The organism is Pseudomonas sp. NPDC079367 (assembly GCF_044542195.1).
In the GTDB taxonomy this organism is placed as follows: domain Bacteria; phylum Pseudomonadota; class Gammaproteobacteria; order Pseudomonadales; family Pseudomonadaceae; genus Aquipseudomonas.
The window spans coordinates 56,148-79,872 of sequence record NZ_JBITTW010000020.1; the positions used below are offsets into that span (position 1 = coordinate 56,148).

Sequence of the window (23,725 nt, forward strand, 5' to 3'; positions counted from 1 at the left end):
TTTTTGTTTCGACGATAACATGCTCGCAGCCACGGTAGGGGTTAAGCGAGCGGTCGAAGGGCAGATCCGGCGAGGTGTTGCGGCTGATGATCGATTTGGCTTTTTCGATGATCACTTCGGTGTTTTGCGTCTGCGGCACTTCCTGATACCAGCCATCATCCTCGACCACCGAACGACTGGGCGCGAAGCGGTTGTGCGGGTTGGTGGCGGTGCCGCGGCCGCGGGGTGGTACTGGAGTGATCATCGAACGAACCTCTGCTCTGTATATGCATACAGTATCCGAGGGTGTGCGCTGTGATCCAGTACCGTTCAGCGATGCTATCGAAAATGGCCATGCCGCTGGCTGATGAAGTTTGCGACGGATATATTTTTTGCTTGATTAACGACAAGTGAAGATACAGATGCCTAATTGCCGATCTCAGGTTCCCTATATAGGCTCTGGAACTACCGGCAACAGACTCCGGCCAACTAATTAAAAGGATTTGATTGAATGTCGTATTTGAACCAACGCGGTGTTTTTCTGCAAATGATGCAGCCGAGTATCACCGACTCCGACACTATTGTTTCACTGCAACTGGCGCGCAAGGAACTGGGCTGGGATGCAGAGCAACAGCTATCGACCGAGACTCTGGTCGATTCGATTTACGTCGTAGCGGTATCGGCCGACAAGGGTAAGACCTTCTCCATTCGTACCGACAAGAAAGATGTCGACGGCGACGGTGACATTGATAGCGATGACAAGGAAAAGTTGATCGCATTGGCCGAAGCTTATGTGGCAATCATTAATCCGTAAGCACAACTATTGCTAACACCTCATAAATGAAAACCCTGCATGAATATTCCATGCAGGGTTTTATTTTTAGTTGTGTTGAGTGACCTGGCCGAGATCATCCCCGGACGTGTTTTGCATATCTTCACTGCGCAGATGCGCAACCTCCTTGGCACTGACTTCCGCGCCCTTGTTGCCCCAGCTGCCACGAATGAAACTCACCACATCCGCCACTTCCTGGTCCGACAGACGCCAGGCGAAACCGGGCATCGTAAATGTCGAGGGTGCGGCGTGCGTCGCGGGCAGTGTTCCGCCCTTGAGCACGATGTGGATCAGCGAAGTCGGATCGTCCGTCTGTAGCACCGGATTGCCCGCCAGCGCCGGGAACACTCGGGTGTAGCCATGGCCATCAGTACGATGACAGGCCGCGCAGTTGTCGATGTACACCGACGCGCCGCGTTGGCTGTCATCGCCATTCCAAAGCGCTTTGGCCACTTTCTCGTCGTATTGGTGCGGCTGATCCGCTGGATCATTGGCCGGCAGCGATTTCAGATAACGGGCAATCGCGGTGAGGTCGGCATCGCTCATGTACTGCATGCTGTGGGTGACTACATCGCTCATGCCTCCGAACACCGCACTGCGATCACTGCGCCCGGTCTTGAGGAATTGCACCAGTTGCCCTTCACTCCAGCTGCCCAGACCATCCTTGTGATCGCCGCGCAGGCTCTTGGCGATCCAGCCTTCGAGTGGTGCACTGCCGGCAAGAAATTCGCTGCCGTCCGCCGCGCTCAGGGATTTTTCCTGCATGGTCAGCGCGCGCGGCGTGTGGCAGGCGCCACAGTGGCCGAGGCCTTCAACCAGGTACGCCCCGCGATCAATCACCGGGTCGTCTGAAGTGGCCTTGTAATCCTCGACTTTCGGCGCGAACAGCCAACGCCAGCCCATCAACGGCCAGCGCATGCTCAGCGGCCACGGAATGTCGCTGGCCTTGTTCTCCTGCGCCACCGGTTCGACGCCGTGCATGAAGTACGCATACAGCGCTTGCATGTCGGCCTGATTGACCCGTGCGTAAGACGGATACGGCATCGCCGGGTACAAGGTGCTGCCGTTTTTGGCCACGCCATGGCGCACGGCCTGGTCGAAGTCCTCGAAGCTGTAATCGCCGAGGCCGGTTTTATCCGGGGTGATGTTGGTCGAGTAGATCGTGCCGATCGGCGTCTCCATCGGCAACCCACCGGCGAAGGGCTTGCCGCCCTTGGCCGTGTGGCAGGCCACGCAGTCACCGGCGCGGGCCAGGTACTCACCTTGCTTGATCAGATTCTGATCAGCTTGCGCCGCGTAAACTGCGGTGCTGCCGAGCAGGGCGAGGGTCGCGATAACGAAATTTTTCATGGTCATCGCTCCTTAAGCCTGCACCAACGGGCCGGGGTTCTTCAGGTATTGCTCACGAATAGCCTTCGCCGACCAATAAGTCAGCGCCGCGACCAGCCCGGTCGGGTTGTAGCCCAAGCCCTGTGGGAATGCCGAGGCGCCCGGGACGAACACGTTGTGCACATCCCAGCTCTGCAAGTAGCGGTTCAGCGCGCTGGTCTTCGGATCGGTGCCCATGATCGCGCCACCGTTGAGGTGGGTGGTCTGATACGAGGCAGTGTTGAAATGGTCGCCGACTTGCTTGCCGATCACCGCGATGGCTTTCGGGCCCATGGCTTGGGCAATCTTGCCCATTTTCTCGACCATGAAACGGTTCATCTTGATGTCGTTTTCCTGCCAGTCGAAGGTCATGCGCAACAGCGGCAAACCATAGGCGTCGCGGTACACCGGGTCGAGATCGAGGTAGTTGCCACGGTAGGATTGATGCGCGCCGTGGGCGTCCATCGACACCTGGTGGGTGTAGTAATCAGCAGTGGCGCGTTTCCACGCACTGCCCCACGCCGGTGTGCCCGGCGGGTTCGAGGTGCCGGCAATCGGTCGGCTGCCGGCCTGGTTGACCCACATCGGCGAACCGCCGACAAAGCCGTGCGGGCCGTGGTCGAAGTTGTCGGCGTTGAAATCGTCCACCGCCACACCGTTGCCGCCAGCGCCGATGAAATTGTTGGTGTGGGTGTCCTTGTCGAAGAACGCCTTGATCGTGGCCATGTTCTGGTAGGCGAAGTTACGCCCGACCACGCCTTCACCACTGATCGGGTCGTAGGGTTTGCCGATCCCGGAGAGCAGCATCAGACGCACGTTGTGCAACTGAAAGGCGCCGAGAATCACCAGATCCGCCGGCTGCTCGATCTCGCGGCCCTGGCCGTCGATATACGTCACGCCAGTGGCTTTGCTCTTGCTGCTGTCGAGATTGATCCGCAGTACATGGGAATTGGGCCGCAGTTCGAAATTCGGCAGCGGCTTGAGCGCCGGCAGAATGTTCACGTTCGGCGACGCCTTGGAATACATGTAGCAGACATAGCCGCTGCAGAAACCGCAGAAATTGCACGGGCCCATCTGTGCGCCGTAGGGATTGGTGTAGGGCCCAGAAGTATTAGCGGAAGGCAGGTTGTAGGGTTTGTAACCGACTTCTGTAGCCGCTTTGCCGAACAGCTGTGCGGACACGGTGTTTTTCTGCGCTTCAAGCGGAAACGGATTGGAGCGGTCCGCCGCATAGGGGTTGCCGCCCTTGCCCTGACCGACCAATTGGCCCTTCACGGTCCAGGCCTGGCCGGAGGTGCCGAAGACTTTTTCCGCGAAGTCGAAAAACGGTTCCAGCTCCTCATAGCTGACGCCGAAGTCCTGGATGGTCATGTCCTTGGGAATGAAGCTTTTGCCGTAGCGTTCTTCGTAATGGCTGCGCATGCGCAATTCGATCGGATCGACTCGAAAGTGCACCCCCGACCAGTGCAGGCCGGCGCCGCCGACGCCATTGCCGGGCAGGAACGCGCCCAACTGGCGGTTGGGCAGGGCGATGTCGTTGACGCTGTGGCGAATGGTCACCGTCTCTTTGGAGATGTCCTGAAAGAGTTTTTTGCGCACGCTGTAGGTGAGTTCGTCGATCACCTGTGGATAGTTGCCGTCGGGGTAGGTGTCCTGCATCGGCCCGCGCTCCAGCGCCAGCACGTTGAGGCCCGCTTCGGTCAATTCCTTGGCCATGATCGCGCCGGTCCAGCCGAAACCGACGATGACTGCATCCACTTTCTTCATTACCGTTGCCATGCTTACGCCCTCTCGCCGCGAATCGACACTGCCGGGAAGGGGTATTGCTCGTTGCGTTCCACCCAATCCATGAAATCGGCGCGGGCGCCGGGGAAGCCGATCATGGTCCAGCCGACCATGCCTTTATTGCCATCATGGATCGGGTCGCAAAAGAAGCCTTCCTTGGTGTTTTGCAGCAGCAAATTGAAGAAAATCTTCGCCGGTACCGCGTCGAACTGCGGCGTGCCGGCTTCGAGTTGTTTCAGCAGATCGTCTCGGGTAGCGCTGTCTTGCTCGGCAAAAGTTTTGCCGCTGAGTTGTTTAACCCACTGATCCGTTGCGGCGATGCCGAGGCGGTAAATGTCTTTGGGTACCAGTTTGCTCTGCCAGCCCATCTCAGGCGCAGCGTCGGCATTGAACGGGCCTTGCATGTACCAGAGCGCGCCTGCGGCGTACGGCGTGTTCATCTGACGATCGATGTATTCCGGCACGCCGGCTTCGAGGGCACCGGGGCCTTGAGCATCGTTGGGGATCAATTGCGCGACGGCGGCATTGATGAATGCCCACTCCTCAGCGGTGAAATAGCCGGGCTGGTACTCGCCGGCCTCGGCGCGAACCGGCTGGGCCGCAGGTTTGGCGGGCGCAGTTTCAGGTGCAGCTTGCAGCACGCTGCTGCCCAGGCCAGTACCGGCGAGCGTGACCACCGGAATCAGGGTCAAGGATTTGCGCAAGAACTCGCGCCGCGGGTTGTCTCGATCTTGATCAGACATGGGACCTCATCAGGCATAAAAGTCAGCCGCTTCTGCGAGCGGCTCGAGGAATGGTGCGTCGCGATGACGAGTTTCTGGCCCGACTATGGGCGCCACGTCTGCAACATCATGTGACAAATGGTAGCAGGCTAAGCATCAAGAAAAACCGTTTGGGCGGAAAAAAGCCCGTGAGGCGACGATTCACATTTCTTTGACGGCCGGCTCACGGCGCATTGACCGCTGAGCCGCGAAGCTGCAACTCCTTCCATGAAGATTGCCGAATCGGTCAGCCCAGCATGTCTCGAGTGCACTTGTTCCCCGCGTTGTGTTTTTCGTTTGTTGCGCTGTTGTACGGCAGTGCCGCTCAGGCGGCCGACGCGGCGTCGCCTCGTCCGCCCGAGTGGGCGCAGCCGGTCGAGGCGCAGTTCAATCTGTTCCGCATGTCGCCGACCCTGTATCGCAGCGCCCTGCCGAACCGAGGCGCGGTGCCATTGCTGAACAGTCTGCATGTGGCCACGGTGATCAACTTCCTGCCTGAAACCGACAGCGACTGGCTGTCTACGCCTGGGGTCAGGCAAGTGCAGTTGCCGTATCGCACTAATCATGTCGACGACAGCGACGTGCTCAAGACGTTGCGCGCCATCCAGGCGGCCGAAGCCAGCGGCCCGGTGTTGATGCATTGCAAGCACGGTTCCGATCGCAGCGGGCTGATGGCGGCCATGTATCGAGTCGTGGTGCAGGGGTGGAGCAAAGAGGACGCCCTGAGCGAAATGACCCAAGGCGGTTTCGGCGACAGCACCCACTTCAAGGACGGGATTCGCTACATGATGCAGGCGGATGTCGACAAGTTGCGCACAGCGCTGACAAACGGTGATTGCAGCACCAGCGCCTTCGCCACCTGCTCCATGAAAAGCTGGTTCCAGTCGGCCCACGTCGAGTAGCCTGCGGTTTAATCCGGCCGTGCTGGAAAGAGTTCGGCAGGTATTGGATGGCCGAGAAATTTCTCCATTGCGTCCGGCAGCGAAACCGATTCGCCGGAGAAAAACGCTTCGCGCAGTCCGCGACCGGTCTGTGTGTTGAACACACCTTCGCGTTCGACGCGCTTGAACGCTTCGGATGCCAGCACGCCTGACCATTTGTAGGCGTACACCGAGGCTTCGTAACCGGTGACCAGATAATCGAAACCGTTGGCAAACCGGCAATAGGCCGGCAGGTTCAGCTGCGGTATCTGTTGCAGCACCGTGTCGAAGCACTGTTGTACGTTGCGGCCATTGGCCTCGCTGCGGTGCAATTCAAGATCGAGCAGTGACTCGAGCAGTAGCGTCGCGGTATCGCGGCTGGTGTGCGCTGCGAGGGCGGTCAGCGCTGAGTTGATCCGCGGACGGCCCAACGGCACACGGTTCTGGTAATGCGCGGACAGCCACTCAAGAAGCTCGTCCGACAGGCTGAACTGCTCGAACAGCTGCCCGGCGAATTCCGCTGAGTCACGGCCCATTTGCGAGATACCCGAAAGGTTATGGTGAGGCGAGCGGGTCAGCACATGCTGCAGGCAATGCCCGAACTCGTGAAACAGTACGCGCAAATCCTTGTGCGACAGCACGCCGAGGTGGTCGCCGCTGATGGGCGGAAAATTACAATGGAGGATGGCGATCGGCAGGGCCGGCCGACCTTCTGCATTGATATGGTGGTCGCGCACGGTGTGGGTCATGGCATAGTCGGGTGCGTCCTGACGATGAAAGAGGTCGATGTAGATAAAGCCGATGACTTGATCGTATTCGCTGACTTCCAATAGCCGCACCGTTTCGTGCCAATGGCTGAGGTCTTTGCGCTCGGTCAGTTTGACGCCGAACAGATGCTCGATGAACTGGCAGAACCGGTTCAGCGTTTCGTCCAGTGCGAAATACTGGCGAAGGCCTTTGAGTACGCTCGCCGAATGCTGCTGGCGCCATTGTTCAACGAAATAGTCGAAATCCCAGGCCTGCAACTCTTCGACTCCATGAGTTGCGGCGAATGCCTGCAAGACCCGTGTGTCCTGTTCCAGCGCTGCTTGATTGTGCGCGATCTGCTGTTTCAGGAACGCTTCGACCTGAACCGGTGAGGCAGCCATTTGCTGGGAAAGGCGCAAATGAGCAAAGCTCTCAAACCCGAGCAATCGGGCTTGCTCATGGCGCAGCGCGAGCAGTTTCTGCAAGACCGGGCCGTTGTCAAACCGGCCAGCATGCGGCCCCTGATCCGAGGCCCGGGTGTTGAAGGCGATAAAATACGCCTCACGCAAACGGCGGTCGCGCGCATTTTTCATCAGGTATTCATAAGTGTTGTGATCGAGCGTCAGCAGCCGGCCGGTTTTTCCGGCCTGACGCGCGTTGAGCGCCAATCGATCCCTGAACTCCACAGACAGCCCATCAAGCGTGGCAATGTCGTCGATCTGACGGGTCCAGGCCGCGTTGCTGCGCTGCAGATTGATCAAGAATATTTGCTGTTGAAGGTCAATTTCGCCGGTAAGCGTGGCCAGCCGCTGTCGTTGTTCGGCGGGCAATTCAATGCCTGTCAGACGGAAACCGAGCAGGGTTTTGGCCAGCGATGCCTTGCGAAACGCATCGAAGCTAGCGGCGATCGGGCTCCGCTCCAGACCTTGATACGTGCGATAAAGCGCCAGGTTGGCAAATTTCTGCGAGCGGTAGCGCTTCGCTGTCAGGCTGCACTGCGCGCTTTGCGCTAGCCATTCGGGGTCAGCGCCTTTGACCGTGTCGAGCACTTCGACGATGGCGATGGCTTCGGCGATCCGTGCGTCGGCTTCGTCGATGGCGATCACCAGATCATCCCAGTTCGGGTGGACGGTCTGCGTGGCGATCACCTCGGCGATGATCCGCTGGTTGTCAGCAACGATGGCATCGAAGGCGGGGATCAGATGTTCGGCTTGTATCTCGGACCAGGCCGGCAGTTGCCAGCGTTGCAGCAGGGGCTTGGCAGGGGGCATCGCGTCTTCCTTGACCGTAGGCTGAAAAACTCAGCCTACGGTCAAGGCGCGAAGATCAGGCGGTAAAGGAATACCACCTCGCAGCGGTGACTTTACTCGTCAGATTTTTTCTTCAGTTTCGGATTGGGGAAAAACTGCACCGCCTGGACTTTCTTGTCCGCTGGCGGCTTGAGCGCGCTGGTATTGACCCGCGTGCCCAATTCCTTGGGCACCGACAGCCCTTGCTCATTCAGAGTGTCCGAATAACCGCAGGCCACGCACTCGCGGTGCGGCACGCCGTCCTCATTCCACATCATCAACTTGTCCGGCTCGCTGCACGCCGGGCAGACCGCCCCGGCGATAAAGCGCTTTTTGGTAATCACAGGGCCGTCGCTCATGCTGCCGAATCCTCACTCAGGCCGCTATGGCGCAACAGCGCGTCAATCGACGGCTCACGGCCACGGAAGTCGACGAACAGCACCATCGGTGCCTGCGAGCCGCCGCGCGCCAGAATCGCTTCGCGGAACGCCCGACCGGTGTCAGCGTTGAGCACACCGTCTTCCTCGAATTTCGAGAAGGCATCGGCGGACAACACTTCAGCCCACTTGTAGCTGTAGTAGCCCGCTGCATAACCACCAGCGAAGATGTGCGCAAAGCTGTTGGGGAAGCGGTTGTACGCCGGTGGACGCATGACCGAGACCTCGTCACGCACGCCTTCGAGTACTTGCGCCACGCTGCGGCCGTCACCGTGGGTGGCGTGCAGTTCGAAGTCGAACAGCGAGAACTCCAGCTGACGCACCATCATCAGGCCGGACTGGAAGTTCTTCGCCGCGAGCATTTTTTCCAGCAGGTCCTGCGGCAGTGGCTCGCCGGTCTCGTAGTGGCCGGAAATCAGCGCAAGGCCTTCCGGCTCCCAGCACCAGTTTTCCATGAACTGGCTTGGCAACTCGACCGCGTCCCAGGCCACGCCGTTGATGCCCGATACGCCAGCGTGCTCGACGCGGGTCAGCAGGTGGTGCAGGCCATGGCCGAACTCGTGGAACAGCGTGGTCACTTCATCGTGGGTCAGCAGCGCTGGTTTGCCGCTGTCGGCCGGGGTGAAGTTGCACACCAGATTGGCCACCGGGTTCTGCAACACACCGTCGACGGTGCGGCGACGATCGCGCGCGCCGTCCATCCAGGCGCCGCCGCGCTTGTTGGCGCGGGCGTACAGGTCGAAGAAGAAGCGGCCGACGTGCTGGCCGTTTTCCTTGATCTCGAACAGGCGTACGTCCGGGTGCCAGGTGTCGAAGCCTTTCTGCTCGGCGATCTCGATGCCGTACAGGCGCTGAACGATGGCGAACAGCCCGCTGAGGACTTTATCGATCGGGAAGTAGGCGCGCAGGGTTTCCTGGGCGACGCTGTAGCGCTGCTCGCGCAGTTTTTCACCGTAGAAACCGCTGTCCCAGCTTTGCAGGTCGGCGCAGCCCTGTTCGGCGGCGTAAGCGCGCAGCTGTTGCAGATCCTGCGCGGCGAATGGCTTGCTGCGCTGGGCCAGATCACGCAGGAAACTCAGCACCTGATCGCTGGATTCGGCCATTTTTGTCGCCAGACTCAGCTCGGCGAAACTGGCGAAGCCCAGCAGTTGCGCCAGTTCCTGGCGCAGGTCGAGGATCTCTTCCATCACCGGGCCGTTGTCGTTCTGGCCGGCGTTCGGGCCTTGATCCGAGGCGCGGGTGCAGTAGGCGGCGTAGACTTCCTCACGCAACGCACGGTCCTGCGCGTAGGTCATCACCGCGTAATAGCTCGGGAATTCCAGGGTGATCAGCCAGCCGTCGAGGCCTTTGGCTTGCGCGGCGGCGGCCATTTGCGCCTTGGCCGAATCGGTCAGGCCGGCGAGGGCGGCGTCGTCGGTGACGTGCTTGGTCCACGCCTGAGTGGCGTCGAGCAGTTGGTTGGAGAAGCGGCTGCCCAGCTCGGACAGTTTGCTCTGCACTTCGGCGTAGCGCTTCTGCTCGGCTTCCGGCAGATCGATACCCGACAGGCGGAAGTCGCGCAGCGCGTGTTCCAGAATGGTTTTCTGCGCGACGTCGAAACCGGCGGCTTCCGGGCTGTTGGCCAATGCTTCATAGGCCTGGAACAGTTCGCGGTTCTGACCCATCTCGGTGGAGTAGGCGCTCAGGGCCGGCAGGCAGGACTCGTAGGCTTCACGCAGTTCGGCGCTGTTGCACACGGCGTTGAGATGGCTGACCGGGCTCCACGCCGCACCGAGGCGATCGTTGAGTTCGTCCATCGCCAATACCAGACCGGCCCAGGTCGGGTTCTTGCCTTGAGTCTTGAGGATTTCGGCGATGGCGGCGCGGTTGTCCGCGAGGATGGTTTCGATGGCGGGCAGGACGTGTTCGGCACGGATCGTGGAGAACGGCGGCAGGTCGTAGGACTGCAAAAGAGGGTTGTTCACGCTCACGGTTGGCACCTTGGCTGGAAGAAACATGCGCCCATCTTAATTACAATCGACACTCACCGCAGCTATCGGCGACAGAGAGAGAACTAATCGTGTCCCTTCGCAAATACCAGAATCACACCCCCCGCTTGAGCAAAGGCGCATTCGTCGACGGTTCGGCGGTGGTGATCGGCGACGTCGAAATTGGCGAAGACAGCTCGGTCTGGCCGCTGACGGTGATCCGTGGCGACATGCACCGTATCCGCATCGGGGCGCGCACCAGCGTGCAGGACGGCTGCGTGTTGCACATCACCCATGCCGGCCCGTTCAACCCGGACGGTTTTCCATTGCTGATCGGCGATGACGTGACCATCGCTCACAAGGTCATGCTGCATGGCTGCACCGTCGGCAGCCGCGTGCTGATCGGCATGGGCAGCATCGTCATGGACGGCGCCGTGGTTGAAGACGATGTGATCATCGGCGCCGGCAGCCTGGTACCGCCGGGCAAGCGCCTGCAGAGCGGCTTTCTGTATGTCGGCAGCCCGGTGAAACAGGTGCGGGCGCTGACCGACAAGGAAAACGCCTTCTTCACTTACAGCGCGGCGAACTACGTCAAGCTCAAGGACCTGCATCTGGCCGAAGGCTACGACCAGCTCTGAATCGCCCTACACCTGCTCGGGAATTTCCATGCATTACCAGACTGTACTGTTCGACCTCGATGGCACCCTGACCGACCCGCGTGAGGGCATCACCCGCTCCATCCAGTTTGCGTTGGCCAATCTCGGCATCGACGAACCGGATCTGAGCAAACTGGAACACTTCATCGGCCCGCCGCTGCTGCAAGCGTTCATGCAGTTTTACGATTTCGACGAAGCCAAGGCCTGGGAGGCGGTGAATTTCTATCGCGAGCGCTTCAAGGTCACCGGCCTCTACGAGAATCGAGTGTTCGATGGCGTGACGCCGCTGCTGGAAACCTTGAGCGGGCAGGGACGGCAGTTGTACATCGCTACCTCCAAGCCGTGGGTGTTTGCCCGCGAAATCGCCCGGCATTTCGATTTTGCCCGGCATTTCAAAGTGATCTACGGCAGCGAGCTGGACGGCACGCGGACCAACAAGGTCGAATTGATCGCGCATTTACTGCAGGAAGAAGGGCTGGATCCGGCGCAGACCCTGATGATCGGCGATCGCAAGCACGACCTGATCGGCGCGCGCAGCAATGGCCTGGATGCAGCGGCGGTGGGCTATGGGTTTGGAAGTTTTGAAGAGCTGAATGCCGAGGCGCCGGCTTATCACTTTGAAACGCTGGATGCGTTGCATCAGGCATTCCTGCGGCGCGGATGAGTCCGCTTTCGCGAGCAAGCCCGCTCCTGCGTTTGGAATGCATTCCCCCTGTGGGAGCGGGTGTGCTCGCGAAAAGACCGGCTCAGCCAATGTGAAATCAGGATGCTGCCAACGCTCTGAGCGCCGACTTGCGCTCATCAACCGGCAACTTCCCCAAGCGTTCAACCTCGGCATAAAACTTCGGCCAATCCCCACCCACCTGCTGGAACAACGCCGCAAACGCCGGCACCCACTGGTCATACAGCCCGAACGGCAGCAACCGCGCGTTGTTCAGCGGCGCATTGACCCAGGCGTCATAACGCTTGTCTGCGGCCCACCGACTGTCGCGCATTACCCGATAGTCGCTGCGCAAGCGCTCGAACTCCGCCGCTTTGCGCTCACGCATCTGCTCGGCGGGCAATGGTTGCGCATAAAGTTTTTCCAGCCGTGAGCGCGTGTCGAGAACGAGGCTGATGAACTGCTCACGCTGCTTGAGCCTGGCATCCGACTCCGCCGGCAACCCGCGAAACGCGCGCCACTGCCGCGTGCCTTCCTGCTCGACAAACGTGGCAAATGACTCGTTGAACTCGGTGTCGTCCTTCACATAGAAGCGCTGGTGCGCCAGCTCATGAAAAATCAGCGTGGCCAGCCGCTCGTCGCCCCAGCCCATCATCGAGTTGAGGATCGGGTCATCGAACCAGCCAAGCGTCGAGTACGCCTCGACACCGCCGATCGATACGTCCATGCCCTCCAGTCGCTGAATCGCCGCTTCGCCACGGGCGGCGCTCTGGCTGTAGTAGCCGCGGTACGCCACGCAGCCGGCAATCGGAAAGCAGTGATTTTGCGGCGTGAGGGAAAACTCCTCGGTGGCGAACACATTCCACACCACGAACGGCCGGCCAATGTCGGCGTACAGGCGATAGCTTCGGTTGTCCGGCAGGTGCAGGTGCTCGCTGGCGAACAGGCGAGCCTTCTGTGATTGGGCCAGATGCGCGCGCAATTTGACGTCGCGGGCTGGGTCGGCAATGACCTTCTCGACCGGCTCCCGCGCGCGCAGCAGTTGCAGTTGTCCGCTGGCGAGCTGGCTGTAGTAGCTGACGCCGGCGCAACCGTTGAGCAACAAAAGCAACACACCCGGAAACAAAATCGGAAAAACGCGATCAAGTAACCCAAGGCTGGAAAACGGCCTGATCAAAATAAGAAATTCCCCGGAAAGTCTGCCCCAAGACTATCCCGCCTCAAGGAGCTCCGCTATGCGCATGTTGATGCTGACAGGTGGCCTGCTGACGCTGGCCGGTTGTGCCGGATTTGGAATGCCCGATCCCGACCCCTCGCAAGCCTGGATTGATCTCGACGCCCGCCAACACGACACGGCGCTGCAAGCCGTGCAAGTCGATGCCACGCAGGCCATCGATAAACGCTATTTCGAGGTGCAGCCCGGCAGCCATGAGCTTAAAGTTCGCTATCAATTTCCGGTCGAGGCCACCAACATCGGCCCGAATGCCGAACCGCTGTGGCGCGATTGCCAGATGAGCGTGAAATTCAAGGATTTCAACGCCGGCCAGCGCTATCAGCTGCAGGCTGGCAGCATCGGCTTCCGGCCTTGGGCCAAGCTTTATGACGAACAGCGCAAGGTAGTTGGTCAGGGCACACCGGCGGGCTGTCAGAGCAGTTGATCGGCGCTATGCTGGAAAACCCTCGTTTCCAGGACATTGAATCATGCGCAAGTTGACGACATTGCTCGCCGCCAGTGTGCTCGCCGGCTGCCAGACCCCGCTGCCGGCGGCCGATCCAGACAAAGCCTGGGTAGACTTCGCCATGCCTACCCCCGGCGGCAAAGTGCTGATGGCCGAGCGCCTGGATAAACAGCGCTTGCGCGACGGACGGTTTTTTCAGGTAACGCCCGGTAGTCATGAGCTCACCGTGCGCTTTGACTTCGAAGTATTCGGGGGTGGTCAGGGCATGGATACCGATCCGCAAGAGCGGCTGTGTTACATGACCGTGCCCTATGAACACTTCGAGGCCGGGCAGCGTTACCGCCTTGAGGCCCGATCGCTGGCCTTCACGCCAAGCGCACGCTTGATCAATCGTCAGGGGCAGATAGTTGCCAACGAGCGGCAGATCAATTGCGTGCCGTGACGGACATTCAGCTATCGTTTTTCTGATAAATGATTCGTTTGGTGCCGTTCTCGCAAGAACCGACGATCATGGCCGAGTCGTGCTGCTTCGCCTCTTCCGCCGTGATGATTTCCAGGGTGTACGAGGGGATCGCCTTCGCCTGAATCTTGATTTCGATTTCCTTTCTGAGCTCTTCGCAGTCCTTCGGGGCTGCGATAGCGGACGTGGCCAGTGCACTGCAAAGGATCGCCAAGCCAATACGTTTCATCGATGAAGCTCCTTGAGGCAGCGCGCACGGGCGTGCGCTGAAGCTGCTGTCGATTATTCGACCACAGTTTTACAGAGCGGGTTCTGACTTTGCTCACACCTTGTATTAATTGCCGGCCGCTGAGCTGGTTTCGAGATTGCCTTCACGAGCAGGCTCGCTCCCACAGGGGATCTGCGACGTGCACAAATCCCCTGTGGGAGCGAGCCTGCTCGCGAACGCGTCAGCCTGGCAAACGTCGGATCAGCTGACCAGCGAAGCCTCAAGGGTGATCTTCGCATTCAGGACCTTGGAAACCGGGCAACCTTCCTTGGCCTTGTTGCTCAGCTCTTCAAACTGCTGCTGAGTCGCGCCCGGGATCTTCGCCTTGAGAATCAGCTTCACTGCAGTGATCGCAAAACCACCTTCAACCTGATCGAGGGTGACTTCGGCGTTGGTGTCGATACTGTCTGCCTTGAGGCCGGCATCGCCGAGAATCATCGAGAATGCCATGGAGAAGCAGCCGGCATGGGCCGCACCGATCAGTTCTTCGGGGTTGGTGCCTTTGCCGCCTTCAAAGCGCGCCTTGAAGCCGTACGGCGCTTCTCGCAGCACGCCGGTTTCGGTGGAGATCGAGCCGAGACCGGTTTTCAGATCGCCTTCCCAATGCGCCGATGCCTTTTTCACGATAGCCATGTCTGCCTCCTCAAATGTGGCGCGGTACGCCGCGCCTTCGCGGTTTTTACTAGCAAGGCTTCTGAGGATAGACGGCGGAACAAAGTTCAGCCTGGCTGAATCGTTGACTTTTTTAGTAGGAAATTTCGCCGCTGCTATTGAATCTCGGGTATATGCCCTCATTCCATAAAACACGCTTATGGATTTGGCAGGTTTTCGTTCGCAAAGAAAAACCTGCCTCCCCACCCGGAGATGCAGGTTCATGAAAAAACTGTCCGACGTTAAATTTTCCACTCTCGACCTGGTACCCGTGCGCGAAAACGGCAGCGCAGCGCAATCGCTGCGCAACTCGCTGGATCTGGCGCAGCATGCCGAGAAATTCGGCTACACGCGCTTCTGGGTCGCCGAACACCACAACATGGACGGCATCGCCAGTTCAGCGACATCGGTGTTGCTCGGCTATCTCGCCGGTGGCACGTCGACGATTCGTGTCGGTTCCGGCGGGGTAATGCTGCCCAACCATGCGCCGCTGGTCATTGCCGAGCAGTTCGGCACCCTAGAGAGCCTGTACCCGGGACGAATCGACCTGGGATTGGGCCGCGCGCCCGGCTCAGACCAGATGACCGCCCGCGCTTTGCGCCGCGAACGCTCGGGCAGTGCTGACGATTTTCCCGAAGACGTCGCCGAGCTGATGCGCTACCTCGGTCCGCGCACGCCGGAACAACGGGTGATCGCCATGCCCGGCACCGGCACCAACGTGCCGGTCTGGCTGCTCGGTTCGAGCCTGTTCAGTGCACAACTGGCCGGCGAGCGCGGCCTGCCTTACGCCTTCGCCTCGCACTTCGCGCCGCGCTTCATGCATGAGGCGATTCGCATCTACCGCAACCACTTCAAGCCATCGGCGGTGCTCGACAAGCCGTACGTGATGCTCGGTGTGCCGTTGGTGGCAGCGGATACCGACGAGCAAGCCGATTACCTGGCGACGTCGGTGTACCAGCGAATTCTTGCGCTGATGCGTGGGCAGAGCCTGGTGCAGCGTCCGCCGGTTAAAACCATGGACGGCCTGTGGCTGCCCCATGAGCGCGAGGCGGTGGGCGATTTCCTCGGCCTGGCGATGGTCGGCGGCCCGCAGAAGATCCGCGCCAAACTTGAAGTGTTGATCGAGCAGACCCAGGCGGATGAGCTGATTTTCACCAGTGATCTTTACGAACACGCCGATCGCATCCATTCCTACGAACTGCTGGCCCAAGTCATGAAGGGATAAAGCGAACCCCTGTAGGAGCTGTCGAGTGCAACGAGGCTGCGATCTTTTGATTGTGATTTGAAATCAAGAACAAAAGATCGCAGCATGCTGCAGCTCCTGCCCGGAAAATCATCGCCCACAAAAAAGCCGACGCATCCACGTCGGCTTTTGTATTTCAGACGCAATCAACCGCGCTTGTAGACGATGTCCTTGCTTCCGCCTTCGCAACTGCCGACGACGTCACCGTCAGCCGCTGCGCCCTTGTCGACAACCTCCAGCGAATAACCGGAAACGCCTTTGGCGTCGAGCTTGGCTGCGATTTCGCTTTTCAGTTCTTCACATGGCTTGCCGGCTGCAAACGCACCACCCGCAAGGCTTAACAAACCTACTGCCAACATGAACTTCTTCATCGGTCGCACTCCCTGGTCGGATTGAAAGAGGCGGGCATCGAGTCATCTACCCGATACGCTCACCTTGTAGCGCTTTGCCATTCCCTATGGCACTCGGCCAGCGCGCAAGTTCAGAAGACCGGACCAAACTCAGCTGGCGACAATTTTGAAGCCGACCTTCAGCGTGACCTGAAAGTGCGCCACCTGGCCGTTTTCGATATGGCCACGGGTTTCGGTCACTTCAAACCATTCCAGATTGCGCAGGGTCTTGTTGGCCTCGGCCAGCGCATTGTTGATGGCGTCTTCGATGCTGGTGGTGGACGAACCGACCAGTTCGACTTTCTTGTACGTGTGATGGTCACTCATGGCGATCTCCTTGGGTTGGAATGGCGTGTGAAATTGAGCCTAGCAGGCAATTGCACTGTTGATTTCGGCGCCGCTACGCTGCCGAAGTTCAGAATTTCTGCACTTTCTCGACATGCTGAAGTCCCAACCAACACACGCCACTCATCACCAATGCAGGAGAGCCACCATGGCCAACACCTCTTTACGTAAAGCCTCGTTGCAAAGCATGGAAGCCGAGATCGAGAGTCTGCTCAAATCGTTGGAAAGCTTGAAAGACGATGCTTCGGACGAGTCGCGCAAGACCCTCAAGGCGCTGAAAAGCAATGCTGAAAGTGCGCTGAAGCACTCGCGTCACCTGCTCAGCGACGCCTATGAAGAAGTCAAAGTCAAAACCCGCGAGACCGGCATCGCCACGCGTGACTACGCCCAGGAACACCCATGGACCACAGCCGGCGTGGCTGTCGGTGCAATCGGCTTGCTTGCTGCCTATTTTCTGTTCAAACGCGGTGAGTGATCAGGCTGGCGCAGCTCGTTTTTGAGCCACTGCGCCAGTTGCCGAGCGCGCCCGTCCGCGGCGCGCTTGGGTAGCCACAACGCCAGTTGCGCCGGGGTTTCGCAGAAGCCCCACGGCGCAACCAGGCGACCCGCCTTCAGATCTTCGATTACCAATGGCTCCGGTGCGATTGCTACACCGAGACCTGCAACAGCCGCTTCCAGCAAATAATACAAATGCTCGAATCCTTGCCCGAGCTTTAACGCCTTGGCGTCGAGGTTGTTTTCCTGCGCCCAGCTGGGCCAGGCCTGCGGGCGAGACGTGGTGTGCAGCAAGGGCTCGTTGAGCAGTTCTGCGGCGCCAGCGACTTGCAGCTTTCGATAGCCGCTGAACAACGGGCTCATGACCGGGCCAATGCGTTCCGCCGCCAGTTCATAGACCTGCATATCGGCTGGCCACGGCGGCTCGGCGAACAGCAACAGCGCATCCAGTCCCGGGCGCCTTGGATCGAGGTCGCCTTCACCGGCAGACAGGTGCAAACGCAAGTCCGGCAGATCGGCATTCAGCCGCCCCAGGCGCGGAATAAACCAGCGCGCCAGCAGGCTACCGGAACACCCGAGCACAAACGGCGCATCGGCAGTGCTTTGGGTCAATTCCGCACAAACACTGCGCAACCGGTCGAACGCCTCAGCGCTGGCATCGCGCAGGCGCACGCCGGCATCTGTGAGTTTCAAGCCGCGCCCATCCTTGACGAACAGGCTCACGCCGAGATGTTCCTCAAGCACCTTGAGCTGGCGGCTGACCGCGCCGTGGGTGACATGCAGCTGCTCGGCGGCCTGGCTAACGCTGTTCAGGCGGGCGGTGGCCTCGAAGGCGCGCAAGGCATTCAACGGGGGAAGGTCGTGGTTCATGGTATCTGTGAGTTTTCCTGACAGGTTTCGGCGATCTTATCGGTTTTCAGTCCAGAGCGTCAGAGGTAGAGTGGGCGTCATTGCCTTCTGGCCGAATTCACCTGGAGCGACCCATGACCCAGACTTCGAACACCTCTGATCTGCGTAACGGCCCTGACGCCAACGGCCTTTTTGGTGCGTTCGGTGGCCGTTATGTAGCGGAAACCCTGATGCCGTTGATCCTCGACCTGGCCCGCGAATACGAAGCGGCCAAGGAAGATCCGGCATTCAAGGAAGAATTGGCCTACTTCCAGCGTGATTACGTCGGACGTCCGAGCCCGCTGTATTTCGCCGAACGCCTGACTGAGTTCTGCGGCGGTGCGAAGATCTACCTCAAGCGTGAAGAGCTGAACCACACCGGCGCGCACAAGATCAACAACTGCATCGGCCAGATTCTGCTGGCGCGGCGCATGGGCAAGAAGCGCATCATCGCCGAAACCGGCGCCGGCATGCACGGCGTGGCCACGGCCACCGTTGCTGCGCGTTTCGGTCTCGATTGCGTGATCTACATGGGCACCACCGACATCGAACGTCAGCAGGCCAACGTCTTCCGGATGAAGCTGCTCGGCGCTGAAGTCATTCCGGTCGTGGCTGGCACCGGCACCCTGAAAGACGCGATGAACGAAGCCCTGCGTGACTGGGTGACCAACGTCGACAACACCTTCTATCTGATCGGCACTGTGGCCGGCCCACACCCTTATCCAGCAATGGTCCGCGACTTCCAGGCCGTCATCGGCAAGGAAACCCGCGATCAACTGCAAGCTCAGGAAGGTCGTCTGCCGGACAGCCTGGTGGCGTGCATCGGTGGCGGTTCCAACGCCATGGGCCTGTTCCACCCGTTCCTCGACGACAAGAGCGTTGAGATCATCGGCGTCGAAGCCGCCGGTTACGGCATCGAAACCGGCAAGCACGCGGCCAGTCTCAACGGCGGTGTGCCGGGCGTGCTGCACGGTAACCGCACCTTCCTGCTGCAGGACGACGATGGCCAGATCATCGACGCCCACTCGATTTCCGCCGGCCTCGACTATCCGGGCATCGGCCCTGAACACGCCTGGTTGCATGACATCGGCCGCGTCCAGTACACCTCGGTGACTGACGATGAAGCGCTCGAAGCGTTCCACAAATGCTGCCGTCTGGAGGGAATCATTCCTGCCCTTGAAAGCGCTCACGCCCTGGCGGAAGTGTTCAAACGCGCACCGAATCTGCCGAAGGAACACCTGATGGTGGTCAACCTCTCGGGCCGTGGTGACAAGGACATGCAAACCGTAATGCACCATATGCAACAGTCGCAGCAGGAGAAACACTGATGAGCCGCCTGCAAACCCGCTTTGCCGACCTCAAGCAACAGAACCGCGCCGCGCTGGTGACTTTCGTCACCGCTGGCGATCCTGACTACGACACTTCGCTGGCGATTCTCAAAGGCTTGCCGGCGGCGGGCGCCGATGTGATCGAACTGGGCATGCCGTTCACCGATCCGATGGCCGATGGCCCGGCAATCCAGTTGGCCAACATTCGCGCACTGGGCGCCAAACAGAATCTGCTGAAAACCCTGCGAATGGTTCGCGAGTTCCGCGAAGGCAACAGCGACACGCCGCTGGTGTTGATGGGTTATTTCAACCCGATCCATAAGTTCGGCGTCGAGCGTTTCATCGCCGACGCCAAGGATGCCGGCGTCGATGGCCTGATCGTGGTCGACATGCCGCCAGAGCACAACGAAGAACTGTGCGACCCGGCGCAGGCTGCCGGTCTGAATTTCATTCGCCTGACCACGCCGACCACCGACGACGCGCGTCTGCCCCGCGTGCTCAATGGCAGTTCCGGTTTCGTCTATTACGTGTCGGTGGCCGGCGTCACTGGCGCCGGTGCGGCGACCCTGGAGCATGTGGAAGAGGCGGTTGCACGTCTGCGTCGGCATACCGATTTGCCGATCAGCATCGGTTTCGGTATCCGAACACCGGAGCAGGCTGCGGCCATCGCGCGTCTGGCTGACGGCGTGGTGGTGGGCTCAGCGTTGATTGATCACATCGCCAGCGCCGATACGCCTGAGCAGGCCATCGATGGCGTGTTGAGTCTGTGTTCGGCGCTGTCCCAAGGCGTGCGCAAAGCGCGCGTCTAAGACCGCAGAGGAAAATAAAAAGGCTTCAGAACAAGCGTTCTGAAGCCTTTTTTGTGCTCATGGTAATTGCAGTCCGCCCGAGGCCTTGTGCAGTTTGCGCAAATGCTCGCCGATCTGCTTGACGTTGGCCTCGCTGGCGGCAATCTCGGCGGCGCGCTTGGGTTCGAGCAGCTTGCGCACTTCGCTATCAAGGTCGCCGGACAGCGCCAGCAGCTTCTTCTGCCGCTGGCTGCTTTCCGCTTCCAGTCGGCCAAACTCGCTCGGCTGCGGCAGTCCGTAACCTTTGGAGTCGAGCAATTCCGCCGGGCGGCTGAGGAAGCCACTGTTGGCGAGGATCTCCTGCAGGGTCGCGTTGGCTTTGTCCATGCCGCCATTTTCCAGCTCGCGGGCGCCGAGATAGCGTTGCTTGACCTCATCCTGGGCCAGCAACAACTGCCGGCGGAAACTCGCCTGCTCGAGCAGCAACAGCGCGGCACTGGTGCGCAGGTCGGCGCGGTCGAACCATTCGCGGCGTTGTTCAGCGCTGAGTGACAGCCAGTCTTCGACGGTGGTCTGCTTGATCGGTAGTTGCTTCTTCAGCACATCGAACATCGCTTGATAACGATCGCGGAACGAGTCGAAGCGATAACCCAGGCGCAAAGCTTCTTTCGGATCGTCGAGCACGCTGGTGTCGGCCAGGCCACGGCCTTTGAGCACTTCCAGCAAACCGTTGGGCATGATGCTGTCGAGGCCGACCAGTTGGCTGTTATTGCTGCCGCTGCGCAACAGTTTCAAGCCTTCTACCGCGCAGTTGTTGGACAGGAAGAAATAGTTGCCGTCGTAGCTCCAGTGCATCTCGGCAGCATGTTCGACGACGCCTTCGATTTCCTCACGAGACAGGTTCAGCGGCACCGAAGCGAGGCTGCGCAATTCGGTTTTGGTGTATTCGTCGATCACTTGCGCCAGCGGCAACACGAACAGCCGCGACGGGTATTTGCCGACCAGTCCGTCCCAGCTCGACAACTGCACATCGCCTACGAAGGCGCGATAGGACAGCACCAGGTGCTGATCCAGATCGAGGCGGCAGTCCGGGCCGCGAGGACGACCGGGCGCGCAAATGACCAGGCGCAGCATGCTGTGGCCCCAGCGGCTGACCCAGTTCTGATTGGCCTCGGCCAGCAGGTAATCGACCGCGTAGACGCGCTCCGGATCGACTTGCCCCAGAGGCTGCTTGGCGAAGTCATTGCCCGCATTGAGAAAGGCGAAGCTCTTGCTGCAGGTGTCCTTGGCCGCTGGCGCCCAGCCGAAATGCTCCTTGTAGTAGCGATACAGCGCCGGGCGGCGGCAGGCGTAGCTCGGGTCGAGGAGGAAGTACTCTATGTTGACCGCGACAAATTCCTTGGGGCTGGAGATTTCGTAAAGGTCGGGGCTGCGCGCGATCTGGCGGTTGTGCTGTTCGCGCTCGCCACGGCGGCCGACGTATTGCTGCCAACCGGCCAGGTCGAGCAGGCGCGGGTCGTCGCTGATGGTGAAACGCCGACCGTTCTGCCCGCGGCACTCATCGGGCATGCCGATCAGCCCGGCGCTGTTGAAGCGCCGGGTGCAGCGCTGGATCAACGTGCGCTCGACACTTGGCCATAAACGCGCGCGGTCGTAGATATGAGTGATTTCGTGCAGCACTGTGGCGAGCAGTTCCTGACGCACAGTGCCGTGGGGGCGATTGGTTTTCTCTTTTGCCGCGCTGCCATCGGTGAGACCGGCGAGCAGCTTGCGATTCAGATCGAGCTCGGATACCAGCGTCGCCTGGCCGTAAGCATTGGCAGGCATGTCGTCGTTCCAGCCGACATCGATACGCCGATCCAGCCGCTCGATGAAGCTCGGCGGCAGTTTCGTCATGGCCTCATCGATCAGCGCCTGACTGGCCTGTTGTTGAGCCGGGCTCAGACCCTCGGTCTTGAGCCGCAATTGCAGGCCGGCGTGGGCGCTGTTGCCAAGCAGCAACAACGCTCCGGCCAGCAGCCAGGCGCCAACGGACCTCACAGTGCGAGGATGGCTTCGGCGAGTACCTGATCACTGGCGTCGCGCGCTTCCGGCACACGAGTACGCAAGGTGTTGAGGGCGGCTTCGAGGTGCGCACCACGGATGTCGCCGTTGCTGGCGACGAAACTGGCGGCGTCGTCGTGGGCTTCGCGGATGATTTTCGAATCGCGAATCGACGTGGTGGTATCAGAGGTGAAATCGATGGTGCGCTGGGAGGCACGAACGATGATGTTACTGGTGGCTACCAGGGTGTGCGCCTGGGCCACATCGGCCAACACAAACAGGCCAAGGGCGGCAGCAATCAGCGGGCTACGCATGGAACGACTCCGGAAGGACAAGGATAACTATTGGACGAGAATTGCCTCTGCCAGTTCAAGGTCGCTGGCATGAAGTTTCGGCCGGGTTTTGCGCAGGTAATGCAGCGCGGATTCCAGCCGTGCGCCTCGCCATTCACCGTCACTGGCGACGAAGGCCGCCGCGTCATCATGGGCGGCGAGCAGCAGTTTACGGTCGAACGGCGCAGAAGACACCATGCTGGTCGCGTAACCGCTGACAACCGTGCCTTGAGTCGACGCATTGAAAGCATCGAAGGCGTTGGCGGACATCGCCCAGCAGGCCGTGAATAAAGTAGAAGAGATGAGCAGAGTTGGAAGAATGCGCATGGGACTCGACAACTGTTAACGAGCCTGAAGGCTAGCGCAAATGCCCGGGCCAGAGCCAGCCTTGAAACATCGGGACACGGCTGGCGTGTCCCGCAATGCAGCGAACGATCAGAGGGTCAGAATGGCCTGAGCCAATTGGGCATCGGTGGCATTGAGTTGAGGCGCCTGATGGCGGATGTGGTCGAGCGCGCTTTCCAGCTTCACCCCACGGATATCGCCTTCGCTGGCTACGAAGCTGGCAGCGTCGTCTCGGGCAGCGAGGACGATCTTGTCGTCACGGAACGAGGAGGTCACATCGGAAGTGGCGTCGGATGTGGCTTTCAGCGCGCCGACGATCGAGTCGGTGGTCACGATGAAGCTGGTAGCGTTGGCGTTGGCAGCTACCGCCAACAGGGCAGCGGCACTGAGCAGACGAAGACGGGTCATGGTGAAACTCCTTTGGATAAACCGTAGTGAGAGGTGGCTCGGTATCTGAGGAGTCAGACGCCTTTTGCGCAACGTTCGCCACGTTCTGCATGGATATTAGGCTGCCAGATGCGGTTCGCCCAGTGGTGGCCAGTGATACTCCAAAGTCTCTGAATAACTGTACTGGTGGTAGTTAATCTGTTCGTAAATTGTACTTGTGCTCGTTCATTTATGCGTTTTAGAGCATTCAAGGCCCCTGAAACGACAAAACCCGTCGTGGTTGCCCACGACGGGTTCTGCTTGTGCAATTCGGGTTGCTGGCGGTGGGTCTTGCGACCAGAGCCAGCGACGCTGCTTAGCGCCAGAACGGCTTGCTCAGCTCTTCGTAGCGTTGAGCTTCGCTGATGCCGGCGTCAGCCAGCAAACGCGAATCCAGACGGGCCAATTGATGGCGGCTGGAGATGCGGCGCTGCCACAACATCAGGTTGGCAATAACGCGCAGAGGCAGGGAAGCCTGGGTGTTTACAGCTTTGTCTTCGAAGAACAGTTCGGAACTGAGTGTACGTTCCATGGTTGACATCCTTCCGCTTGTGGCGGGATCAGGTAGTGGTTTGACTGGTGCCCATGATCCTCTCGTTTGGATAGTCTCTGTAGATACAGTTCATTTGTATTGTGAGTGAGC

Annotated in this window: 27 protein-coding genes and 1 pseudogene; 10 read left to right on the top strand and 18 right to left on the bottom strand. The window is 59.9% G+C overall.

Features of this window, described 5'->3' with window-relative positions:
* Nucleotides 1-19 precede the first annotated feature (19 nt).
* Nucleotides 20-244, bottom strand: a pseudogene (locus ACIGDJ_RS16825) (radical SAM protein); the annotation flags it as partial.
* A gap of 246 nt (nucleotides 245-490) precedes the next feature.
* Here ACIGDJ_RS16825 and ACIGDJ_RS16830 point away from each other — a divergent pair.
* Nucleotides 491-793: a hypothetical protein gene (locus tag ACIGDJ_RS16830; RefSeq protein WP_397479302.1), complete on the top strand. Its 303-nt coding sequence runs from the start codon at nucleotides 491-493 to the stop codon at nucleotides 791-793.
* A gap of 66 nt (nucleotides 794-859) precedes the next feature.
* On the opposite strand, the gene ACIGDJ_RS16835 is transcribed toward ACIGDJ_RS16830, so the two are convergent.
* Genes ACIGDJ_RS16835 through ACIGDJ_RS16845 form a run of 3 tightly spaced genes read right to left on the bottom strand, consistent with a single transcriptional unit; the run spans nucleotide 860 to nucleotide 4,707 of the window.
* Nucleotides 860-2,161: a c-type cytochrome gene (locus ACIGDJ_RS16835; protein ID WP_397479301.1), complete on the bottom strand. Its 1,302-nt coding sequence runs from the start codon at nucleotides 2,159-2,161 to the stop codon at nucleotides 860-862.
* Nucleotides 2,162-2,173: 12 nt separating this feature from the next.
* Complete coding sequence (locus ACIGDJ_RS16840) at nucleotides 2,174-3,958, bottom strand: GMC family oxidoreductase (RefSeq protein ID WP_101159635.1); 1,785 nt, start codon at nucleotides 3,956-3,958, stop codon at nucleotides 2,174-2,176.
* 2 nt (nucleotides 3,959-3,960) lie between these two features.
* Nucleotides 3,961-4,707 (bottom strand): gluconate 2-dehydrogenase subunit 3 family protein, encoded by a 747-nt coding sequence (locus ACIGDJ_RS16845; protein ID WP_397479300.1) that lies wholly within the window; start codon nucleotides 4,705-4,707, stop codon nucleotides 3,961-3,963.
* A 275-nt stretch (nucleotides 4,708-4,982) separates the two neighbouring features.
* On the opposite strand from ACIGDJ_RS16845, the gene ACIGDJ_RS16850 reads away from it, so the two are divergent.
* Nucleotides 4,983-5,627 carry a tyrosine-protein phosphatase gene (locus tag ACIGDJ_RS16850; RefSeq protein WP_397479299.1) on the top strand — a complete coding sequence of 215 codons (645 nt, stop codon included), beginning with the start codon at nucleotides 4,983-4,985 and terminating at the stop codon, nucleotides 5,625-5,627.
* Nucleotides 5,628-5,635: 8 nt separating this feature from the next.
* Here the strand turns inward: ACIGDJ_RS16850 and ACIGDJ_RS16855 are convergent, their stop codons facing one another.
* The 3 genes from ACIGDJ_RS16855 to prlC all read right to left on the bottom strand — a co-directional run bounded on the left by ACIGDJ_RS16855 (nucleotide 5,636) and on the right by prlC (nucleotide 10,088).
* Complete coding sequence (locus ACIGDJ_RS16855; RefSeq protein ID WP_397479298.1) at nucleotides 5,636-7,663, bottom strand: M3 family metallopeptidase; 2,028 nt, start codon at nucleotides 7,661-7,663, stop codon at nucleotides 5,636-5,638.
* Nucleotides 7,664-7,755: 92 nt separating this feature from the next.
* On the bottom strand, nucleotides 7,756-8,040 hold the full coding sequence (locus ACIGDJ_RS16860) for a YheV family putative zinc ribbon protein (protein WP_101159631.1): 285 nt from the start codon (nucleotides 8,038-8,040) through the stop codon (nucleotides 7,756-7,758).
* Nucleotides 8,037-10,088, bottom strand: coding sequence for an oligopeptidase A (gene prlC, locus ACIGDJ_RS16865; RefSeq protein ID WP_397504575.1), 2,052 nt, complete (start codon nucleotides 10,086-10,088; stop codon nucleotides 8,037-8,039). Before prlC ends, ACIGDJ_RS16860 begins: the two co-directional genes overlap by 4 nt.
* 89 nt (nucleotides 10,089-10,177) lie before the next feature.
* Here prlC and ACIGDJ_RS16870 point away from each other — a divergent pair, with 89 nt between their 5' ends.
* Together ACIGDJ_RS16870 and ACIGDJ_RS16875 are read left to right on the top strand one after the other, a co-directional pair.
* Nucleotides 10,178-10,723, top strand: a complete 546-nt coding sequence (locus ACIGDJ_RS16870) for a gamma carbonic anhydrase family protein (protein ID WP_313000548.1) — start codon at nucleotides 10,178-10,180, stop codon at nucleotides 10,721-10,723.
* Between the two features lie 28 nt (nucleotides 10,724-10,751).
* The gene (locus ACIGDJ_RS16875) at nucleotides 10,752-11,405 is read left to right on the top strand and encodes an HAD family hydrolase (RefSeq protein ID WP_101159629.1); all 654 of its coding nucleotides are present in this window, start codon (nucleotides 10,752-10,754) and stop codon (nucleotides 11,403-11,405) included.
* A gap of 97 nt (nucleotides 11,406-11,502) precedes the next feature.
* On the opposite strand, the gene ACIGDJ_RS16880 is transcribed toward ACIGDJ_RS16875, so the two are convergent.
* Nucleotides 11,503-12,579 carry an aminopeptidase gene (locus tag ACIGDJ_RS16880; RefSeq protein ID WP_313000553.1) on the bottom strand — a complete coding sequence of 359 codons (1,077 nt, stop codon included), beginning with the start codon at nucleotides 12,577-12,579 and terminating at the stop codon, nucleotides 11,503-11,505.
* Between the two features lie 58 nt (nucleotides 12,580-12,637).
* Between ACIGDJ_RS16880 and ACIGDJ_RS16885 the strand changes: the two genes are divergently transcribed.
* Nucleotides 12,638-13,060 carry a hypothetical protein gene (locus tag ACIGDJ_RS16885; RefSeq protein WP_125917044.1) on the top strand — a complete coding sequence of 141 codons (423 nt, stop codon included), beginning with the start codon at nucleotides 12,638-12,640 and terminating at the stop codon, nucleotides 13,058-13,060.
* 43 nt (nucleotides 13,061-13,103) lie between these two features.
* Nucleotides 13,104-13,523 carry a hypothetical protein gene (locus ACIGDJ_RS16890; protein ID WP_101159626.1) on the top strand — a complete coding sequence of 140 codons (420 nt, stop codon included), beginning with the start codon at nucleotides 13,104-13,106 and terminating at the stop codon, nucleotides 13,521-13,523.
* Between the two features lie 7 nt (nucleotides 13,524-13,530).
* Here the strand turns inward: ACIGDJ_RS16890 and ACIGDJ_RS16895 are convergent, their stop codons facing one another.
* Both ACIGDJ_RS16895 and ACIGDJ_RS16900 read right to left on the bottom strand, forming a co-directional pair.
* Nucleotides 13,531-13,770, bottom strand: coding sequence for a DUF1161 domain-containing protein (locus ACIGDJ_RS16895; RefSeq protein ID WP_101159625.1), 240 nt, complete (start codon nucleotides 13,768-13,770; stop codon nucleotides 13,531-13,533).
* A 240-nt stretch (nucleotides 13,771-14,010) separates the two neighbouring features.
* Nucleotides 14,011-14,442: an OsmC family protein gene (locus tag ACIGDJ_RS16900; RefSeq protein WP_101159624.1), complete on the bottom strand. Its 432-nt coding sequence runs from the start codon at nucleotides 14,440-14,442 to the stop codon at nucleotides 14,011-14,013.
* 241 nt (nucleotides 14,443-14,683) lie between these two features.
* Here ACIGDJ_RS16900 and ACIGDJ_RS16905 point away from each other — a divergent pair, with 241 nt between their 5' ends.
* Nucleotides 14,684-15,685, top strand: coding sequence for an LLM class flavin-dependent oxidoreductase (locus ACIGDJ_RS16905; RefSeq protein WP_056791299.1), 1,002 nt, complete (start codon nucleotides 14,684-14,686; stop codon nucleotides 15,683-15,685).
* A gap of 164 nt (nucleotides 15,686-15,849) precedes the next feature.
* On the opposite strand, the gene ACIGDJ_RS16910 is transcribed toward ACIGDJ_RS16905, so the two are convergent.
* Together ACIGDJ_RS16910 and ACIGDJ_RS16915 are read right to left on the bottom strand one after the other, a co-directional pair.
* Nucleotides 15,850-16,074, bottom strand: a complete 225-nt coding sequence (locus ACIGDJ_RS16910; RefSeq protein WP_071173980.1) for a DUF1161 domain-containing protein — start codon at nucleotides 16,072-16,074, stop codon at nucleotides 15,850-15,852.
* Nucleotides 16,075-16,203: 129 nt separating this feature from the next.
* Nucleotides 16,204-16,419 carry a dodecin gene (locus tag ACIGDJ_RS16915; RefSeq protein WP_039757080.1) on the bottom strand — a complete coding sequence of 72 codons (216 nt, stop codon included), beginning with the start codon at nucleotides 16,417-16,419 and terminating at the stop codon, nucleotides 16,204-16,206.
* 166 nt (nucleotides 16,420-16,585) lie between these two features.
* Between ACIGDJ_RS16915 and ACIGDJ_RS16920 the strand changes: the two genes are divergently transcribed.
* Nucleotides 16,586-16,912, top strand: coding sequence for a YqjD family protein (locus ACIGDJ_RS16920; RefSeq protein ID WP_039757078.1), 327 nt, complete (start codon nucleotides 16,586-16,588; stop codon nucleotides 16,910-16,912).
* Here the strand turns inward: ACIGDJ_RS16920 and ACIGDJ_RS16925 are convergent.
* Nucleotides 16,885-17,802 (bottom strand): LysR family transcriptional regulator, encoded by a 918-nt coding sequence (locus ACIGDJ_RS16925; protein WP_397479296.1) that lies wholly within the window; start codon nucleotides 17,800-17,802, stop codon nucleotides 16,885-16,887. The two genes, ACIGDJ_RS16920 and ACIGDJ_RS16925, sit on opposite strands and share 28 nt — an antisense overlap.
* Nucleotides 17,803-17,915: 113 nt before the next feature.
* On the opposite strand from ACIGDJ_RS16925, the gene trpB reads away from it, so the two are divergent.
* Both trpB and trpA read left to right on the top strand, forming a co-directional pair.
* Nucleotides 17,916-19,148, top strand: a complete 1,233-nt coding sequence (gene trpB / locus ACIGDJ_RS16930; protein ID WP_101159622.1) for a tryptophan synthase subunit beta — start codon at nucleotides 17,916-17,918, stop codon at nucleotides 19,146-19,148.
* Entirely contained in the window at nucleotides 19,148-19,957 is an 810-nt protein-coding gene (trpA, locus tag ACIGDJ_RS16935; RefSeq protein WP_397479295.1) for a tryptophan synthase subunit alpha, read from the top strand. The genes trpB and trpA overlap by 1 nt, the downstream gene beginning before the upstream one ends.
* 57 nt (nucleotides 19,958-20,014) lie before the next feature.
* Here trpA and ACIGDJ_RS16940 read toward each other — a convergent pair whose 3' ends face one another.
* The 5 genes from ACIGDJ_RS16940 to ACIGDJ_RS16960 form a co-directional block, all read right to left on the bottom strand.
* Entirely contained in the window at nucleotides 20,015-21,976 is a 1,962-nt protein-coding gene (locus tag ACIGDJ_RS16940; protein WP_397479294.1) for a DUF4105 domain-containing protein, read from the bottom strand.
* Entirely contained in the window at nucleotides 21,973-22,293 is a 321-nt protein-coding gene (locus ACIGDJ_RS16945; RefSeq protein ID WP_039757071.1) for a DUF2388 domain-containing protein, read from the bottom strand. Before ACIGDJ_RS16945 ends, ACIGDJ_RS16940 begins: the two co-directional genes overlap by 4 nt.
* Before the next feature lie 27 nt (nucleotides 22,294-22,320).
* Complete coding sequence (locus tag ACIGDJ_RS16950) at nucleotides 22,321-22,638, bottom strand: DUF2388 domain-containing protein (protein WP_397479293.1); 318 nt, start codon at nucleotides 22,636-22,638, stop codon at nucleotides 22,321-22,323.
* Between the two features lie 108 nt (nucleotides 22,639-22,746).
* A complete protein-coding gene (locus tag ACIGDJ_RS16955; protein WP_101159619.1) occupies nucleotides 22,747-23,064 on the bottom strand; it encodes a DUF2388 domain-containing protein in 318 nt (105 codons plus the stop codon).
* Between the two features lie 334 nt (nucleotides 23,065-23,398).
* Nucleotides 23,399-23,614 (bottom strand): DUF1127 domain-containing protein, encoded by a 216-nt coding sequence (locus ACIGDJ_RS16960; RefSeq protein WP_007911656.1) that lies wholly within the window; start codon nucleotides 23,612-23,614, stop codon nucleotides 23,399-23,401.
* Nucleotides 23,615-23,725: the final 111 nt, after the last annotated feature.

Excerpts from the sequence above, each read along its gene's own strand:
- ACIGDJ_RS16830 (WP_397479302.1), top strand. The coding sequence starts at position 491 with ATGTCGTATTTGAACCAACGCGGTGTTTTTCTGCAAATGATGCAGCCG.
- ACIGDJ_RS16835 (WP_397479301.1), bottom strand. The coding sequence starts at position 2,161 with ATGAAAAATTTCGTTATCGCGACCCTCGCCCTGCTCGGCAGCACCGCA.
- ACIGDJ_RS16840 (WP_101159635.1), bottom strand. The coding sequence starts at position 3,958 with ATGGCAACGGTAATGAAGAAAGTGGATGCAGTCATCGTCGGTTTCGGC.
- ACIGDJ_RS16845 (WP_397479300.1), bottom strand. The coding sequence starts at position 4,707 with ATGTCTGATCAAGATCGAGACAACCCGCGGCGCGAGTTCTTGCGCAAA.
- ACIGDJ_RS16850 (WP_397479299.1), top strand. The coding sequence starts at position 4,983 with ATGTCTCGAGTGCACTTGTTCCCCGCGTTGTGTTTTTCGTTTGTTGCG.
- ACIGDJ_RS16855 (WP_397479298.1), bottom strand. The coding sequence starts at position 7,663 with ATGCCCCCTGCCAAGCCCCTGCTGCAACGCTGGCAACTGCCGGCCTGG.
- ACIGDJ_RS16860 (WP_101159631.1), bottom strand. The coding sequence starts at position 8,040 with ATGAGCGACGGCCCTGTGATTACCAAAAAGCGCTTTATCGCCGGGGCG.
- ACIGDJ_RS16875 (WP_101159629.1), top strand. The coding sequence starts at position 10,752 with ATGCATTACCAGACTGTACTGTTCGACCTCGATGGCACCCTGACCGAC.
- ACIGDJ_RS16885 (WP_125917044.1), top strand. The coding sequence starts at position 12,638 with ATGCGCATGTTGATGCTGACAGGTGGCCTGCTGACGCTGGCCGGTTGT.
- ACIGDJ_RS16890 (WP_101159626.1), top strand. The coding sequence starts at position 13,104 with ATGCGCAAGTTGACGACATTGCTCGCCGCCAGTGTGCTCGCCGGCTGC.
- ACIGDJ_RS16895 (WP_101159625.1), bottom strand. The coding sequence starts at position 13,770 with ATGAAACGTATTGGCTTGGCGATCCTTTGCAGTGCACTGGCCACGTCC.
- ACIGDJ_RS16900 (WP_101159624.1), bottom strand. The coding sequence starts at position 14,442 with ATGGCTATCGTGAAAAAGGCATCGGCGCATTGGGAAGGCGATCTGAAA.
- ACIGDJ_RS16905 (WP_056791299.1), top strand. The coding sequence starts at position 14,684 with ATGAAAAAACTGTCCGACGTTAAATTTTCCACTCTCGACCTGGTACCC.
- ACIGDJ_RS16910 (WP_071173980.1), bottom strand. The coding sequence starts at position 16,074 with ATGAAGAAGTTCATGTTGGCAGTAGGTTTGTTAAGCCTTGCGGGTGGT.
- ACIGDJ_RS16915 (WP_039757080.1), bottom strand. The coding sequence starts at position 16,419 with ATGAGTGACCATCACACGTACAAGAAAGTCGAACTGGTCGGTTCGTCC.
- ACIGDJ_RS16920 (WP_039757078.1), top strand. The coding sequence starts at position 16,586 with ATGGCCAACACCTCTTTACGTAAAGCCTCGTTGCAAAGCATGGAAGCC.
- ACIGDJ_RS16925 (WP_397479296.1), bottom strand. The coding sequence starts at position 17,802 with ATGAACCACGACCTTCCCCCGTTGAATGCCTTGCGCGCCTTCGAGGCC.
- trpB (WP_101159622.1), top strand. The coding sequence starts at position 17,916 with ATGACCCAGACTTCGAACACCTCTGATCTGCGTAACGGCCCTGACGCC.
- trpA (WP_397479295.1), top strand. The coding sequence starts at position 19,148 with ATGAGCCGCCTGCAAACCCGCTTTGCCGACCTCAAGCAACAGAACCGC.
- ACIGDJ_RS16945 (WP_039757071.1), bottom strand. The coding sequence starts at position 22,293 with ATGCGTAGCCCGCTGATTGCTGCCGCCCTTGGCCTGTTTGTGTTGGCC.
- ACIGDJ_RS16950 (WP_397479293.1), bottom strand. The coding sequence starts at position 22,638 with ATGCGCATTCTTCCAACTCTGCTCATCTCTTCTACTTTATTCACGGCC.
- ACIGDJ_RS16955 (WP_101159619.1), bottom strand. The coding sequence starts at position 23,064 with ATGACCCGTCTTCGTCTGCTCAGTGCCGCTGCCCTGTTGGCGGTAGCT.
- ACIGDJ_RS16960 (WP_007911656.1), bottom strand. The coding sequence starts at position 23,614 with ATGGAACGTACACTCAGTTCCGAACTGTTCTTCGAAGACAAAGCTGTA.